At 50.1% G+C, this 14,318-nt stretch carries 12 protein-coding genes; 3 read left to right on the plus strand and 9 right to left on the minus strand.

Going from position 1 to position 14,318, the window contains the following annotated elements:
- Positions 1–72: 72 nt before the first annotated feature.
- From hemW to gpr, 6 genes are all read right to left on the minus strand, one after another.
- Positions 73–1,260, minus strand: coding sequence for a radical SAM family heme chaperone HemW (gene hemW / locus L3D05_RS16710; RefSeq protein ID WP_239617443.1), 1,188 nt, complete (start codon positions 1,258–1,260; stop codon positions 73–75).
- A gap of 89 nt (positions 1,261–1,349) precedes the next feature.
- Entirely contained in the window at positions 1,350–3,167 is a 1,818-nt protein-coding gene (gene lepA, locus L3D05_RS16715) for a translation elongation factor 4 (protein ID WP_239617444.1), read from the minus strand.
- Positions 3,168–3,270: 103 nt separating this feature from the next.
- Positions 3,271–5,217, minus strand: a complete 1,947-nt coding sequence (locus tag L3D05_RS16720; protein WP_239617445.1) for an endonuclease MutS2 — start codon at positions 5,215–5,217, stop codon at positions 3,271–3,273.
- 402 nt (positions 5,218–5,619) lie between these two features.
- Positions 5,620–5,994: a hypothetical protein gene (locus L3D05_RS16725; RefSeq protein ID WP_239617446.1), complete on the minus strand. Its 375-nt coding sequence runs from the start codon at positions 5,992–5,994 to the stop codon at positions 5,620–5,622.
- Between the two features lie 18 nt (positions 5,995–6,012).
- The gene (locus L3D05_RS16730) at positions 6,013–7,257 is read right to left on the minus strand and encodes a stage II sporulation protein P (RefSeq protein ID WP_239617447.1); all 1,245 of its coding nucleotides are present in this window, start codon (positions 7,255–7,257) and stop codon (positions 6,013–6,015) included.
- Between the two features lie 191 nt (positions 7,258–7,448).
- Positions 7,449–8,453 (minus strand): GPR endopeptidase, encoded by a 1,005-nt coding sequence (gene gpr, locus L3D05_RS16735; RefSeq protein ID WP_239617448.1) that lies wholly within the window; start codon positions 8,451–8,453, stop codon positions 7,449–7,451.
- A gap of 128 nt (positions 8,454–8,581) precedes the next feature.
- Here gpr and rpsT point away from each other — a divergent pair, with 128 nt between their 5' ends.
- On the plus strand, positions 8,582–8,854 hold the full coding sequence (gene rpsT, locus L3D05_RS16740) for a 30S ribosomal protein S20 (RefSeq protein WP_239617449.1): 273 nt from the start codon (positions 8,582–8,584) through the stop codon (positions 8,852–8,854).
- A 531-nt stretch (positions 8,855–9,385) separates the two neighbouring features.
- Here rpsT and holA read toward each other — a convergent pair.
- From holA to L3D05_RS16755, 3 genes are all read right to left on the minus strand, one after another.
- Positions 9,386–10,417 (minus strand): DNA polymerase III subunit delta, encoded by a 1,032-nt coding sequence (gene holA / locus L3D05_RS16745; protein WP_239617450.1) that lies wholly within the window; start codon positions 10,415–10,417, stop codon positions 9,386–9,388.
- Between the two features lie 221 nt (positions 10,418–10,638).
- Complete coding sequence (locus L3D05_RS16750; protein ID WP_239617451.1) at positions 10,639–11,598, minus strand: anti-sigma factor family protein; 960 nt, start codon at positions 11,596–11,598, stop codon at positions 10,639–10,641.
- The gene (locus L3D05_RS16755; protein ID WP_182301814.1) at positions 11,595–12,143 is read right to left on the minus strand and encodes an RNA polymerase sigma factor; all 549 of its coding nucleotides are present in this window, start codon (positions 12,141–12,143) and stop codon (positions 11,595–11,597) included. The genes L3D05_RS16750 and L3D05_RS16755 overlap by 4 nt, the downstream gene beginning before the upstream one ends.
- Positions 12,144–12,337: 194 nt before the next feature.
- Here L3D05_RS16755 and L3D05_RS16760 point away from each other — a divergent pair, with 194 nt between their 5' ends.
- Positions 12,338–12,871 (plus strand): RNA polymerase sigma factor, encoded by a 534-nt coding sequence (locus L3D05_RS16760; RefSeq protein WP_239617452.1) that lies wholly within the window; start codon positions 12,338–12,340, stop codon positions 12,869–12,871.
- The gene (locus L3D05_RS16765; RefSeq protein WP_239617453.1) at positions 12,868–13,995 is read left to right on the plus strand and encodes a hypothetical protein; all 1,128 of its coding nucleotides are present in this window, start codon (positions 12,868–12,870) and stop codon (positions 13,993–13,995) included. The genes L3D05_RS16760 and L3D05_RS16765 overlap by 4 nt, the downstream gene beginning before the upstream one ends.
- Positions 13,996–14,318: the final 323 nt, after the last annotated feature.

A 14,318-nucleotide genomic window follows, 5' to 3' on the forward strand; every position in this document is an offset into this window, starting at 1 on the left:
TACATGAAATATGTATGAATAAATATACAACAAAACGAATGGACACTCAAGGGACATTTCGATCATTATGCCTTACACGAATGCCCCGAAAACCTCGTTACCGAGCAAAATACCCTTCGGAGTCAGACGGTATCCGGCATTTTGCTCGGATTTCTCGAGTAACCCAACCTTAACTAGCCGTTGTAATTCCTCTCCGAAAACCTCTTCCAGCTTAGCGCCGTCGAACTGCCGTTCGAAGCTCAACTGCGTGACGCCTTCCTGCAATCGCAAACCTACCATCATGAAGTCGCCCATCGCTTCCTGTACGCTAACGACGTTCCGTTCCATTCGCGGCAAACCGATATTCGCCGCATCGATATAAGGTTGAACGCCTTTAATATTCATATGCCGTTGACCGAGCGCATAGCCATGCGCGCCAGCCCCAAGGCCATAATAAGGCTCATTATGCCAATAGGTCGTATTATGGCGGCTTTCAAAGCCCGGCCTAGCGAAGTTGCTTATTTCATAGTGCCGATAACCAGCCTCGCCTAGACGCTCCATGAGATGCTCATACATAGCCAACTCTACGTCCTCTTCAGGCAATGGCAGCTCATCGCGTTGATATAACCTGTGAAACAGCGTGTTCTCCTCTACCTTCAAGCCATAGAGGGAATAATGCGGTAAATCCAGCTCTAGCGCCTTCGTCACGCTATCCTTGAGCTGTTGCAGCGTTTGATTCGGCAATCCGAACATCAAATCGATGGACAGATTAGTGAACCCGGCGGCTTTCGCATTCGCGATGCTCTGGATGACGTCCTGAGCGGCGTGAATTCTTCCTATAGTCGCCAGCAAGCCGTCGTCGAACGTTTGCGCGCCGAAGCTAATCCGGTTCACGCCGCCTTCTCTCATCGCCGCAAGCTTCCCCATATCGGTCGTCCCGGGATTGGCCTCCATCGTGAACTCGACGTCGTCCGCAAGCGGAAAATGTCTCCGAACGGCTGCCAGAAACCTCGTCATCTGCGATGGATTAAGCACGGTCGGCGTTCCGCCTCCAACGAATACGGTGTCGATAACTTTAGTTGGTAGCTCGGCAACGGTTAATCTCATCTCGTTCTCTAGAGCATCCAGATAAGCATCTATTGGCTGGCCCGCAGCCACGTAAGAATTAAAGTCGCAATAAAAGCATTTGTTCGTGCAAAACGGGATATGGATATATAACGCCCGAGGAGCCCACTGATGGACCGACGGGACGGATAACGATTGTTGGGACGGATTTTCCATGTTGGATCTTCACCTCTCTTGATAACCTAATCTAACTCCGACAAAGCGAAAAGCGGGCCGGAAGCCCGCTATTCTGTATCGATATCGCTTTATTCGTTATCCAGCTTAAGCACGGCCATGAACGCCTCTTGCGGCACTTCAACGTTTCCGACCTGTTTCATCCGTTTTTTACCTTCTTTTTGCTTATCGAGCAACTTCCGTTTCCGGGAAATATCTCCACCGTAACATTTCGCGAGAACGTTCTTACGCATCGCTTTGATCGATTCGCGCGCCACGATCTTCTGGCCGATGGCCGCTTGGATCGGCACTTCGAACATTTGACGAGGGATAAGATCCTTAAGCTTCTCGCAGATGACCCGCCCGCGATTGTAGGCTCGGTCCTTATGCACGATGAAGGACAAAGCGTCAACCTTCTCCGCGTTAAGCAGAATATCCATCTTAACCAAGCTGGACTGGCGATAGCCGATCACTTCGTAATCGAACGAAGCATAGCCCTTCGTGCTCGACTTCAACTGGTCGAAGAAGTCGTACACGATCTCGGCAAGCGGAACGTTGTACTTCAGCGTTACACGGTTCGTGTCCAAATATTGCATATCGATGAACTCTCCGCGCTTACCTTGGCACAAGTCCATGATAGCCCCGACAAAATCGTTCGGAACGATAATAGATGCTTTCACGTACGGCTCTTCGACGAAGTCGATCTTGCCCGCTTCCGGGTAGTCAGCAGGGTTGGAAATCTCCAACACTTCGCCGTTCGTTTGCGTAACCTTGTATATAACGCTCGGTGCGGTCGTGATCAACGGAATGTTGAATTCCCGTTCGATGCGCTCTTGAATGATCTCCATATGCAGCATGCCTAGAAATCCGCAACGATATCCGAAGCCAAGCGCTTGGGATGACTCCGGCTCGTAACGAAGCGAAGCATCGTTAAGCTCGAGCTTCTCTAGCGCATCCCGCAAATCATTGTAATCCGTGGATTCAATCGGATACAATCCGCAGAATACCATCGGGTTGATGCTGCGGTAGCCCGGCAGCGCTTCCGGCGTCGGATTTTTCAAATCGGTAATCGTATCCCCAACGCGGGTATCCTTCACGTTCTTGATCGAAGCACTGACGAACCCTACGTCCCCAGGCCCCAGTTCGGCAACGGACGTCGGTCGCGGCATGAACGTTCCGACCTCAACGACCTCAAAGCTAGCACCAGTTGCCATAAACTTCATCTGTGTGCCCGCCTTAATCGTACCGTCAATAATCCGAATGTGGCAGATTACGCCTTTGTAAGCATCATAGTGAGAGTCGAAGATAAGCGCTTTGAGCGGCTTGTCCCGATCCCCTTGAGGGGCAGGGATCTTCTGAACGACTTGCTCCAAAATTTCTTTGATTCCAATGCCGTTCTTCGCGGAGGCAAGCACTGCATCGCTGGTATCGAGTCCGATCACGTCTTCGACTTCTTTCTTCACCCGATCAGGATCGGCACTCGGCAAATCAATTTTGTTGATAACTGGAACAATCTCTAAGTTATTATCAAGTGCAAGGTATACGTTAGCTAAAGTCTGGGCTTCAATTCCTTGTGCGGCATCGACGACTAGCAATGCGCCTTCACAAGCAGCCAAGCTACGGGAAACCTCATAAGTGAAATCCACATGTCCCGGAGTATCGATCAAGTGCAGCAAGTACACTTCTCCGTCGTCCGCTTTATACAGCAAACGAACAGCAGTAAGCTTAATCGTAATGCCGCGTTCACGTTCAAGGTCCATGGAGTCAAGAACCTGTTGTTGCATTTCTCGGGAGGTTAACGTGCCCGTATATTCCAAAATGCGGTCGGCCAAAGTCGATTTACCATGGTCGATGTGCGCGATAATACAGAAATTACGAATGTTACTCTGTTTAATTTTAAGCTCTGCCATTACAATGAGTACCTCCAGCCGGTTCCATACGTCAGATGACGATCACTTCATTATAACAGCGTATCCCCATAGCATCAATGATACCTGTTCCATGATCTATCGCTTAGTCCTCCGAAAGCTTCTCGATGACGATCCCTTCCATATGCCGTTTCCCCATCAAATGTCGTTTCTTACGGTTTTCGACCGTATCGAAAACAATATCCATATCGTAATTTTCTCCGGGGTACAAATGCTTCTTATCGATATATTTGCGAATCCGTTTATGGTTGATCGTGAGTTTCTCCTTCTGCACCTGAACGATCATGTTGCCTTTCTCGTCAGGCAAGCGGTAAACCACCCCCGGCTTGCGCAACTGCGAGATGAACACGACATCTCCGACGGACCATCTCGAGAGCAGCTCGTCACGATTGGCGTCCCCTTTAAATTTACGACTCGTTTCACGGTCATCCCTACCGCCAAATGTCGGCGTCGCGCGAGATTTCCCTCCCGCTTGCCGAGGAACCGCAGTCTGGCCGCGACCTTCCTTCAAGCTATCCGCAATCGTGCGCGCCCTCTCTATAATTCCTTTGGAAATCCCCAGCTTAGCGGCGATTACGAACGCATAGCTATTGCCTGCCTCCCCCATGTCCAACCGGTACAGCGGACTTAAAGTCTCTTCGTCGAATGCCATTCTCGCATTCTGAAATCCATCCGTGACGCGGGCGTATTCTTTGATTTCGTTAAAATGGGTCGTCGCCATAATGACGGAGCCCCGGCGATACAATTCCTCCAGAACGGCAATCGACAAGCCGACCCCTTCACCGGGATCCGTTCCGGTAGCCAGTTCGTCGAGCAATACGAGAGTCGCAGAGCCCGCGTGAGCCAATATATCGATGACGTTGCGGAGATGGGACGAGAAAGTGCTAAGCGACGAATCGAGGCTTTGATCGTCTCCGATATCAACCTCGACGCTCCGGAATACGCATAGCCGGCTCCCTTCCGCGGCTGGGATCAACAGCCCGGATTGTGCCATTAGCGTTAGCAGCCCTACGGTTTTGAGCGCCACCGTCTTTCCTCCCGTATTCGGCCCCGTAATCAGTAGGGCTTGATAACCGTCGCCCAACCGAATGTCGAGCGGCACGGGTTTCGTCGCCAGCAATGGATGCCGGGCTTCTCTTAAATCGATGATCCGTCTGTCGTTAAGCTCCGGTGCGATTCCTCCGATCGATAACCCCCATCTTGCCTTCGCGAACAGAAAATCGTAATGCCCGACTGTATCCTGGTTAACGGATAACTCATAAGAATAAGTTTCCACTTCTCCGGTCAACCGGGCCAGTATTTGCGCTTCCTCGCGGTTCTCTTCCACTCTCAACACGCTCAGGTCCATTTGCAAGCCTGCCAGCTCTGACGGCTCTACGAACACCGTTTGCCCGCTGGACGATTCGTCGAGAACCGTACCCGGGATACGTTTGCGATATTCTTTCTTTACAGGGAGCACGTAACGCCCGTTTCGCTGGCTGACCAGCCGTTCCTGCAAAATATCCGCAAATCGGGATAACATTCCTTCGAGCTTCTTCTGCAGCCTCTCTTCCGCCGTGCGGATCTTCTTGCGGATTTTGTGCAACTCCGGACTGGCCGTATCCACGATACGTCCCCGATCGATGCAGGCTTCTATCGTTTCCCGCAATGGCTTAAGGTCGAACATTGCCGCACCATAGGCCGCTACGATCGGACTCTCCGTTTTCTTGGACGCCATATATTGCCGCAACTGCTCGCAGCTGCGCGCGAATTGGGCCGCGAATCCGAAATCCGCCTCGGACATGACGTAACCGGTACCGAGCAGCGCCATCATGGTTTCCATCCCATCTAACGAAGGAAGAGGCGGATGCCCTCCTTTGGCTAGCATCCGGGATGCCTCCTGCGTCTCTGCCAGCTTGCGGCGGATGACCTCCTTGTCCTGCAACGGCTCAAGCTTTTCGATCATCTGACGGCCAAGATAAGTGGAAGCATACGTGTGCAAAATGTCGATCACGCGGTTATATTCCAATTTGCGAAGTGAATGTTGTCTCATGGGTAATTCCTCCTGTGGTTTTAAAATAAAAAACAGGTCGCGAGCTGAAGCGCCATCGGCGCAAGCTCGCAACCTGTCGGAGTTTAAAAAATCGAAGAAGATGCAAAAAAACCGTACCCTGATGAGCACGGCTGATCTCCCCGAAAATTCATTCTTCGTAGGGGCGGTCTTGACCGGTTCTTCACTGGTTATCAGTGCCACGAAGCAGCAACAAGGAAATAAACCCTCATAAAGACGGTTTCATCCTTTTACCCTATTCGCGACGTATCAGATAATTCAGTTCAGAACCAATACCAACATTAAAATTTCCCCTTAAAAACTAATTAGCAACATCATAACGTTAACGGAAGAATGTCGTCAAGCCCGGATAGAGGCTGACAGAGATTGGCTTCTTGGAAGGCCTTACCCTAACACCCGATCAAAGATCGAAACGACCATCCGTATCCCATTGCGGGATAGGTCATGCAGCACCTCTGCGGTTTTGCCGGACACACGGTCGACAATCGGCTCCCGGTCATTGCGAGGGATCGCAACCTTCTCCTCCTCCGACTGATAGTAGGGCGATTTGACCGGGTTAGCATTTTGTTCGTTCTGATTGCGATTTTGCACCGGCAGCGTCCAATCGTTATCGTTCGCCACGGTTCCGTTACCAGGGCTAACCGTTTCCCACGGCCCGTTCACGCTTTCGATCCCTTTCGAAGACAATTCCATACCATATAAGATCGCAAACCCCACAATCCCTGCAAAAATAAGCAATTTAAACGTATCTCGGCGCATGATCTATTCACCCCTTTATTATTTCTGTCCGTTCACTTTTACGGCGTCCCCCTGTTTCCAATACAATTCGGCAATGACCTTAGCGAGAACGTCTACCGTCCGGTTACTTTCCTCCAGCGTGTTATCAACGCCGCCTATTTCAAGCAGAACGCTATCCGGAGAGACCGATTGGTTGTATTCGCCGTTGCCGTTTGCCGCCGTTTTGCCCCACACGCCGCGCGACAGCCCCGGGTAAGTTTCCTCCAGCTTCTCGTGAATCTCGTTAGCGAATGCTTCATTTTCCCGCCAGTTCGGATTTTTGTGGCCGATAATGAAATACACTTGCGCGTAATCCTTCCCTTTGATCGTTGCGGTCGTCTTCTTCCTGCGCTGGGAATCTCGATGAATATCGAAGAAAAATTTCAATTGTTTATTAGATGTCATAGCTTGGCGAACCGTCTGCAACGAATATTTGTACGAATAATTCCAATTATAGCCCTGAACGGCAGTCGGATAATCCTTCGAGGAATGAATCGATCCTACGCCAAGCGATTCCAGTTGCTTAGCTAATCTTTTGCCGACTAAGGTGATATTGGTGGTGCTGGAATTCGGATCTTTCATATCCGATTTCAATTCGGGGTACCATGACTCGCGATTGTGCGAATGATAAATAAATACGACCTTACGCCCTTCCGTAGAGTGCGTTTCCGTTAAGTTGGACGGATCGTCTTGCTCAGGCTCAGAGGACGGGACCGGTTCATCTCCTGGATTCGCGGCTTCATCCGGAACGACCGGCGAACCGGGAAAAACTGGTGTTCCTCCTGACGAAGGGAGACCCCTACCGTCTAAAGGACCCCGATCTTCAGGCGCTTCCGGCTCGTCCGATCCCGGTCGCAGCAATACGGAGTGATCCCTGTCCATACCCGGCATCTCTAGCGCAATCAAGCTCTTCGGATCGTTCGGGTTCACGTCGGTCATAAAACGCAGTAAGAAAGCCGCCATCCTTCCCGTCTGGAAAGGAGAACCTTCCGAGGCATCCATATTTGGAAGCTCCATACTAAGAAGCGATTGAAAAAATTGTCCGGACAACGAAGCGGTGAATCCTTTCATGGATTGCGCCGGAGAAGCGGCTAACGACTTCTGCAGCATGCCTCCTAACCCTAGCAATAGGAATAGCACCATGGAACTGACGCTTAAGAAGAAGAACGCGCGGCCGGTAATTAGAACTCTTCTCCATCTCGCGCGCAACAGCGGCCATTTCAGCGATTTAATGAGGCGTCTCATCCCATGTCCTCCCCCTGAGCCTCGATTGTGCGGAGACTCCTTCTCTTATTTTGATAGGTACCCTATCCTATGAGAGCATCAAGAATGATAGAACCGATCATTTAATAGATTAGGATGAACGGAACAACAAAAAAGCCCGGCTTTCGCAAGCCAGGCTTTCATGCTGTCGATATGGAGTACATGTCGTGCAACTAATGGGTGTAGGCGGCCACGTTATCGGTATCGACCGCTTCATGGAGAGCCGCGTTTAATCCGCTAGCGATGATATTAGCAATATCCTCCATGAATTTATCGATTTCCTTCGGAGTGACTAGAAGATCGTGACCCAGAGGGTTGAGTACCTCCCTCACAAGCTGCAAACGCTCCGTCTCCTCCATCATACCGAAAACGCCGAACACCGCATCCGAATTCGCCGTATGTTTCTTCATGTGCTCGAATACCATGTCCAGCGTGTTGTTGACGATCGTCGAAGCATAGACGACGGTCGGCACTCCGATTCCGATGACCGGCACGCCCAAGATCTCTTTCGTCAAGCCTTTGCGCTTGTTGCCGATTCCCGACCCGGGATGAATTCCCGTATCGGCGATTTGAATCGTCGTATTTACTCTCTCTAAGGATTTAGCCGCCAAAGCGTCCACGGCAATGATCAGATCCGGCTTGGATCTCTCCACGATACCTTGGACGATGTCGCTCGACTCGATCCCCGTCGTTCCCAGAACGCCGGGAGCTACGGCGCTGACTGGACGATAGCCCGGACTGACTTGATCGGGCATTAGCTCGAACAGATGGCGCGTGACCATGATGTTATCCACGACGATGGGTCCAAGAGCATCCGGGGTTACGTTCATATTGCCGAGACCGACGATTAATACGCTGCTCTTCGCGGTTGCTCCGATCCTCTTCAGGAAAGCTTCAAATTCTTTCGCAAAAGATGTCGCGACTTTGTCTTGTAAAGTCGTATCCCCATGACGCAGGTCAGGAACTTCAAGCGTGACATAGTGGCCGATCATCTTGCCGATTTGCCGCGCGGCTTGATCATCCTTAATTTCCATGCGGGTTACGTTAATTCCGTCCGCGCTTTCGTTCTCGGACCAGACTCCCGGAATGCTCGGAGCCTGCTGGCCTTGCGTCGCTAGCTCATGAGCCTCGAGCGCTAGATCCGTGCGTACGTTGTACATTGACAAATCATTATCCATAGGGTGAAATAAAGCCCCTTTCGCATGCGGATTGAGGTGGGAAATCGGCTTGCTTTTTACCCCCTTGCATGATAGAATGTTACAAGTTGTGTGGAGAAATACTTCTGTTTTATCTGGAGGTGAAAAGAATGCCAAACATCAAATCCGCCATTAAACGTACCAAAACGAACGAAACTCGCCGTTTGCGTAACGCTTCGGCTAAATCCGCTCTTCGTACAGTTGTTAAACAAGCTGACGTAGCGGTCGTAGGAACGGACGTAAACGCTGCTAAAGCAGCTTACGGCGCGGCTCAGAAGAAGTTGGACAAAGCGGCAACTAAAGGGCTCATTCACAAAAATGCAGCTGCTCGCAAAAAGTCCCGTCTGGCCAAAAAACTCAACGCATTGTCCGCGCAAGCGTAAGCTTGTGCCTGACGCATATGCGGCTGCCTAGTCCATCTGATACAGCAGCCATAAAAAAGCCATCCTAAGCAGGGTTTCCTGTCTATAGGATGGCTTTTTTGGTTGGGTTTCATTAATTCAGAGCACAACGATTCAGAAATCCGGGTATGCCGGAAGAAAAGTCTCACTACACCGCTGGTTAAAATCGAATTGTCTATATGAGATTAAGTGGGAACAATTCAATTTTAAAGGCGGACGTAAACTTTCCGTGTGACTTTTTTCCTCTATACCCCTTTCTGAATCCCATGGTTGCACAAAAATAAAACCCAACAGATGTGGGTTTTCAGAGTTGCTTATTAGCACCTTAATTAGGTGCATTACAATAGGATAGGGAACTGTCCCATCTGTCACGTAACCTACACCATGGGGGCAACGCAAGGCTTCGCTCCTCAACCGATGAGCCAAGGCACTTTTTTGGCCTTGGTGAGTAGCTGATCTTGTGCATAAATAAAAAAGCCCCGAGAGGACGGGGATTTTAACGTTATTGCAAAGTTAGCTTGCGCCTTGGGAGCCTGTTTTGAGCAGGAAGAGCTCAAGGCCGAGGGATTTCTCAACGCGTCCGGTTTTCATGGCATAGTCTAAGTCGGCCAGCTCGGACAACAAGAACGCTAGACGTTCTTGGCTGAACTTGCGCGCCTGCTCTCCCGTTATCTTGACCGCGTACGGATGCAAGCCAAGCTGGGAAGCCATCTGCTGCGGAGAATAGCCTTGGCTGCCAAGCTCCTTAACATATAGCATGTTGCGGAATTGGCGAACGAGCAGCGCCATCAGTTTAATGGGTTCCTCCCGTTGCTTCAGCAGATCGTAGTAGAGCTTGATCGCTTCTGCGGTCCGAAGCGCAGCTAATTCCTCCGTAAGCTTGAACACGTTCTGTTCCGTTGCCATAGGAACTAGCGAACGAACGGATTCCAACGTAACCGATCCACCCGAGCCCGCATGTAAGCAAAGCTTGTCCGTCTCTGCCGACAATGCATGCATATCGGTGCCTACTCGCCTCAGCAGCTCCTCCGCAGCCTGACTTTCCATCGTTCTCCCTTGATTGGAAGCGCGCTTTAGCACCCACTGAAGCAGCTCCTCCGGTTGCAATGGGCTAAAGGAGATAACGGAGTCGTTAGCCTTTGCGGTCTTCACCAGCTTCTTACGCTCATCCAGCTTATCGTGATGCACCATGAACACAAGCACGGTCGTTTCCGACGGCCGGCTCATGTAGGCAAGCAGGCTCTCGGGCCGATGCTCAATCCGGGAAGATTCTTTGCCCGAAGCGAATAACACGCTATCCCTGACCAGAATGATTTTGCTTGGAACGAGAAAAGGAAGAGTCTCGGCTTCCTCCAGTATACTGTCGATCGAGGTCTCTCCTGTATCGAAACGGATGATTGCCATTTCCCGATGCTCGGGCTGAACGTGATGTTCCAGCAATCGCTCGACGAATTCGTTCATAATATAGGTTTCCGTTCCGAAGCAAACGTAAACCGGGGACAGATTCCCTTGCTTGATCGATCGAAAAGCTTGTTTTGCGTCCATTGCGCCGATCCCCCAACTTATGTACTCTCCCAATTGTACACCATAAAACAAAGAGATCACACCTTAAGCAAGGCGCGATCCCTCTGTCCTCGGACATCTATATCAACGTTCGCCGGCCGGTCCATGGTACCGTGCGCGAACGACCGTGACGATGGTCCAAAGACGATCGTCAACTTCATCTGTACACTATACGCGGCTTCGCGCAAATGGTGACAGATAAATTAACGTTTTGATTCTTTTGACGTTTCCGTATCGAATTGCCATTGAGTTGCATTCCCGCTGGCATCCGTTAACGTGTAGTACACGATCGTACTTTCGTCGTTCCAATCCAGAAGGCTGATCTTGCTGCCTTTGGATTCGGATTTGTAATACTCGCTACCATCTTGATTACGGAACACTTGGAAAGAACCCCCGTCTTCCAAAGCGACTGCTTTCCACTTACCGTCCGGCGAATCAGCCGTTAGCGTCGGAGCGTTATAAGCCGAAATAGACATTCTGTCAGAACTGTTCGCGGACGGGTTTTCCAGGCCTTTGGCATCGGATCCTCCCAAGCTTCTGGCTGAGTCCAGCTTTTCTTTGTCTTCGGAAGGAGCTACATCGGAACCCGTAGCGCCGAAAGTCATTGGCTCGCTTACTTGATTTTGAATATCCATCTCCTGGTTATTGCTATCCGCCATCGGCGCAGCTCCAAGCTCTTGCTTCGACATTAAAGCGGAAGATTCATTAGCGGCAGGAGCCGCAGCTCGTTCAGGCGCAGCCGCTTCATTATGGCTACCCGTTCCGCCCAACCTCCATTGATCGGGACTGCTGAACAACATCAACCCTACGATAACTCCCGCAGCGACGACGCCCGATATTTTGGCGAACAAATGTCTTGCAGGACGGTTCGATCTTCCCTTTGTCCGTATTGGCTCAGATGCTTCCTCGTTTGCATCTGTACCCTTTGCCGGTTCAGCCGCATGAAGGCGCTCCAGTTCCGGCATAATAGCATCTACGAGGCTATATTTAGGCACAACGCGCGGAAGCTGCTCCAATTCGCTCGACAACTTCTGCAATCTAGCTAACATGGCGGCGCAGTCAGGGCATTGACCGGCATGATCCATCATGAGCGATGTTTCTTGTTGATCCAAATCCCCGTCAATATAACGCTGCATGAGTTCCATCACCTCTTGGCAAATCATCCCCGGACACCACCTTTCTGATAATCTTGAAGTAGAATTTGCAATTGTTGCCGGGCTCTAAATAAGTAAGACTTAACGGTGTTCAACGGCAAATTCAACGAGTCGGCAATTTCATTATACGAAAAATCCTGCAAATATCGGAGAACGACAACGGTACGATGATGCTCGGGAAGCTTACCGATGGCCTCGCGTATTTCCTCAGCAGCGTATGCGGAAAGAACCTCGGTTTCCACGTTATCTCCCGCTTGAAATACCATTTCATGCTCGTCTATAGAAACGGAAGGTTTCTTGCGCCGAAATTTGTCGATACATATGTTCGTGACAATACGTTGCACCCAGGTGCGAAATTGAGCTTTCTCCTCATAGGAATCGATTTTTGTGTAAATGCGAATGAGCGCGTCTTGAGAAGCGTCCATGGCATCCTGCTCGTTATTTAACAAATAATAAGCTGTCCGATATACTTGGTTCTCAATTTCGCGGAGTAGCGTAACGAGAGCTTCCCGGTCGCCCGCTTGTGCGGCTTTGATCAGAGCCGGCTCCACCACAGAAGATCCTCCTCCCCTGCACCCTCTCAGACGTTAGTGTCTGTCTAAAGGTTGCAATCCCCCCAAGGGAATTTACGGTAATTTATTATAGCTATTTAAGTCTAGCAAAAAATTTTCGAAAGGCATAATGTTTTATGTGGAATTAACGGAACCGAATCCCATTATACACTGTCTAATAGGTTGGAGGTGAACCTATGGACACGCAATATTTGAAACATGTCGATTCCGTCGACGGGTCCGAGCTTAGGCTGCTCATGGATCAATACGGAGACGATGTCTGGAAATATGCTTACGTATTAACCAAAGACCGCGAGCAGGCCAAAGATATCGCGCAAGAGGTGTTCATTAAAGTTCACAACAGCATCCATTTTTTCAGAGGCCAATCCTCTTTGAAGACGTGGCTGCTTACCATTACGAGAAATCTATCGTTTAACTACTTAAAGTCCAGCTATTTTCGCAGAATTCTGCTATTCGGCACCGTTAAGCCACGCCAAACGAACCCCTCTGCCGAATTAGCCTACCTAGGCAAGCAATCCGTTTCGGAACTATGGGATATCATCCTAAAATCATCCGACAAACTGCGCGAAGTGCTCGTCCTTGACCTGGAACACGAGCTAAGCGTTCAAGAGATCGCTACACTGCTCAACCTTCCAACGGGTACAGTAAAGTCCCGGCTCCATCGCGCTCGCAAAGAAGTAGAAGAAAAGTTAAAGGGGTGGGGACAATGAATGAGAAAAAACCGGAATGGTATAACGACGCAAAAGGCGGACTAGGTCATGCGCTATTCGACGAGCAGATGAAGAAGGATGTGATACGTCGAATTCAAGATCAGCAGCCTAAGCGAAGTAAATACGGGTTCTGGACCGCGGCGGCCATTGCCGTTGCGATCTGCATCGTCGCCTTTCTGTTGGTCATCCCTTCCCTTACGAAGGACGTTGTTCCATCTCCTGCCGGAACCCAAACTCCCGATATCGAGAGTACGCCGCCAACGCCCGAGCCAACCGATACGATACCGCCTTCGGAAACGCCTATCGCTACTCCCGATGACCAGGTGCAGCTTGCCTATATGGATTTAGCAAACACGATCGGGAATTATCCGGTCGAATTCAACCGGATTGAGGCCAATCGCATAGCCAAATCGTCCGTTATCGTCAAACGCGTCATCGAATACGGAGATCAAGGAAATTTCTTGATCTATACGAAAGACGAAAAGGATACCCAACTGTACTCGGGGATGGAAATTCTCACTGGAGGTCAAGGTTCCGAACCAAAGCCCGACATTTACGAGCTTGGGACCGTCGGCGAGCTCCCCTATTTGAACGACATTGAAGTTAAGGGAAGCAACTTGTTCGGCCAATATCAAATTCATATTTACGGCGTATGCGGAGCCAATTGCGTAACGAATAATTGGATTCATTTCGATGAGGCTACGCCGGTCGTCCCGATAAGCGACTTCAGGCTTAATGCGCATGTCTTCGAAATGGATATCGACGAAGACGGGACGATGGAAGCAATCGCGTCGGAATCGTCAACGATAAGTAAAATAGAAATTTACAAAAAAATAAACGGCCAAATCAAAATCGCGGATCTGAATATCGCGCTCAATGCCGAGCATCCTAACTCCGTCATTTTCGACAATGAGAAACGCATCTTCAAGGCGATATTCCCTAACTACAACTTGAGCTACCAGTATAAAAAGGGAGAAGATACCCTCGAGCTTGTCGACAACTCGCAAGTAACAACGGATCAGGATCGGCTCATGACCGGCGCCGTTTACGAGGAGAAGGATTCGATTGAATCCAAGTGGACTGAGTGGAAATCGACGCTAAATGGTATAAGGACCCTTAAATGACTTCGGCTTGTACCTTCCCGATTCCATGAAGACGGTCAAGTTCGAGGACGGCTACGAATACACGACCGGGGACGCAGAAGCGACCATTAGAATTTTAAGGTCGGACCATAGGGTCGGAGTTCTGGGGAGATGACCGAACTATCCGCTATGACCATTTCTTGGTCGAATTGGATCCGGAATATTCGGTTCAAGTCTCGATCCGAACCAAATCCGCGCAAACGGAGCAGATTCGTCCGTTGTTGCTTGCCGTTATATCCAATCTTCGATACGCTCCTACTCCTATCGAATAGTGAAGCAAGGTCGTCTTTCGAGCCATCGGTGAT

Source organism: Cohnella mopanensis (genome assembly GCF_022352055.1).
GTDB lineage: Bacteria > Bacillota > Bacilli > Paenibacillales > Paenibacillaceae > Cohnella > Cohnella mopanensis.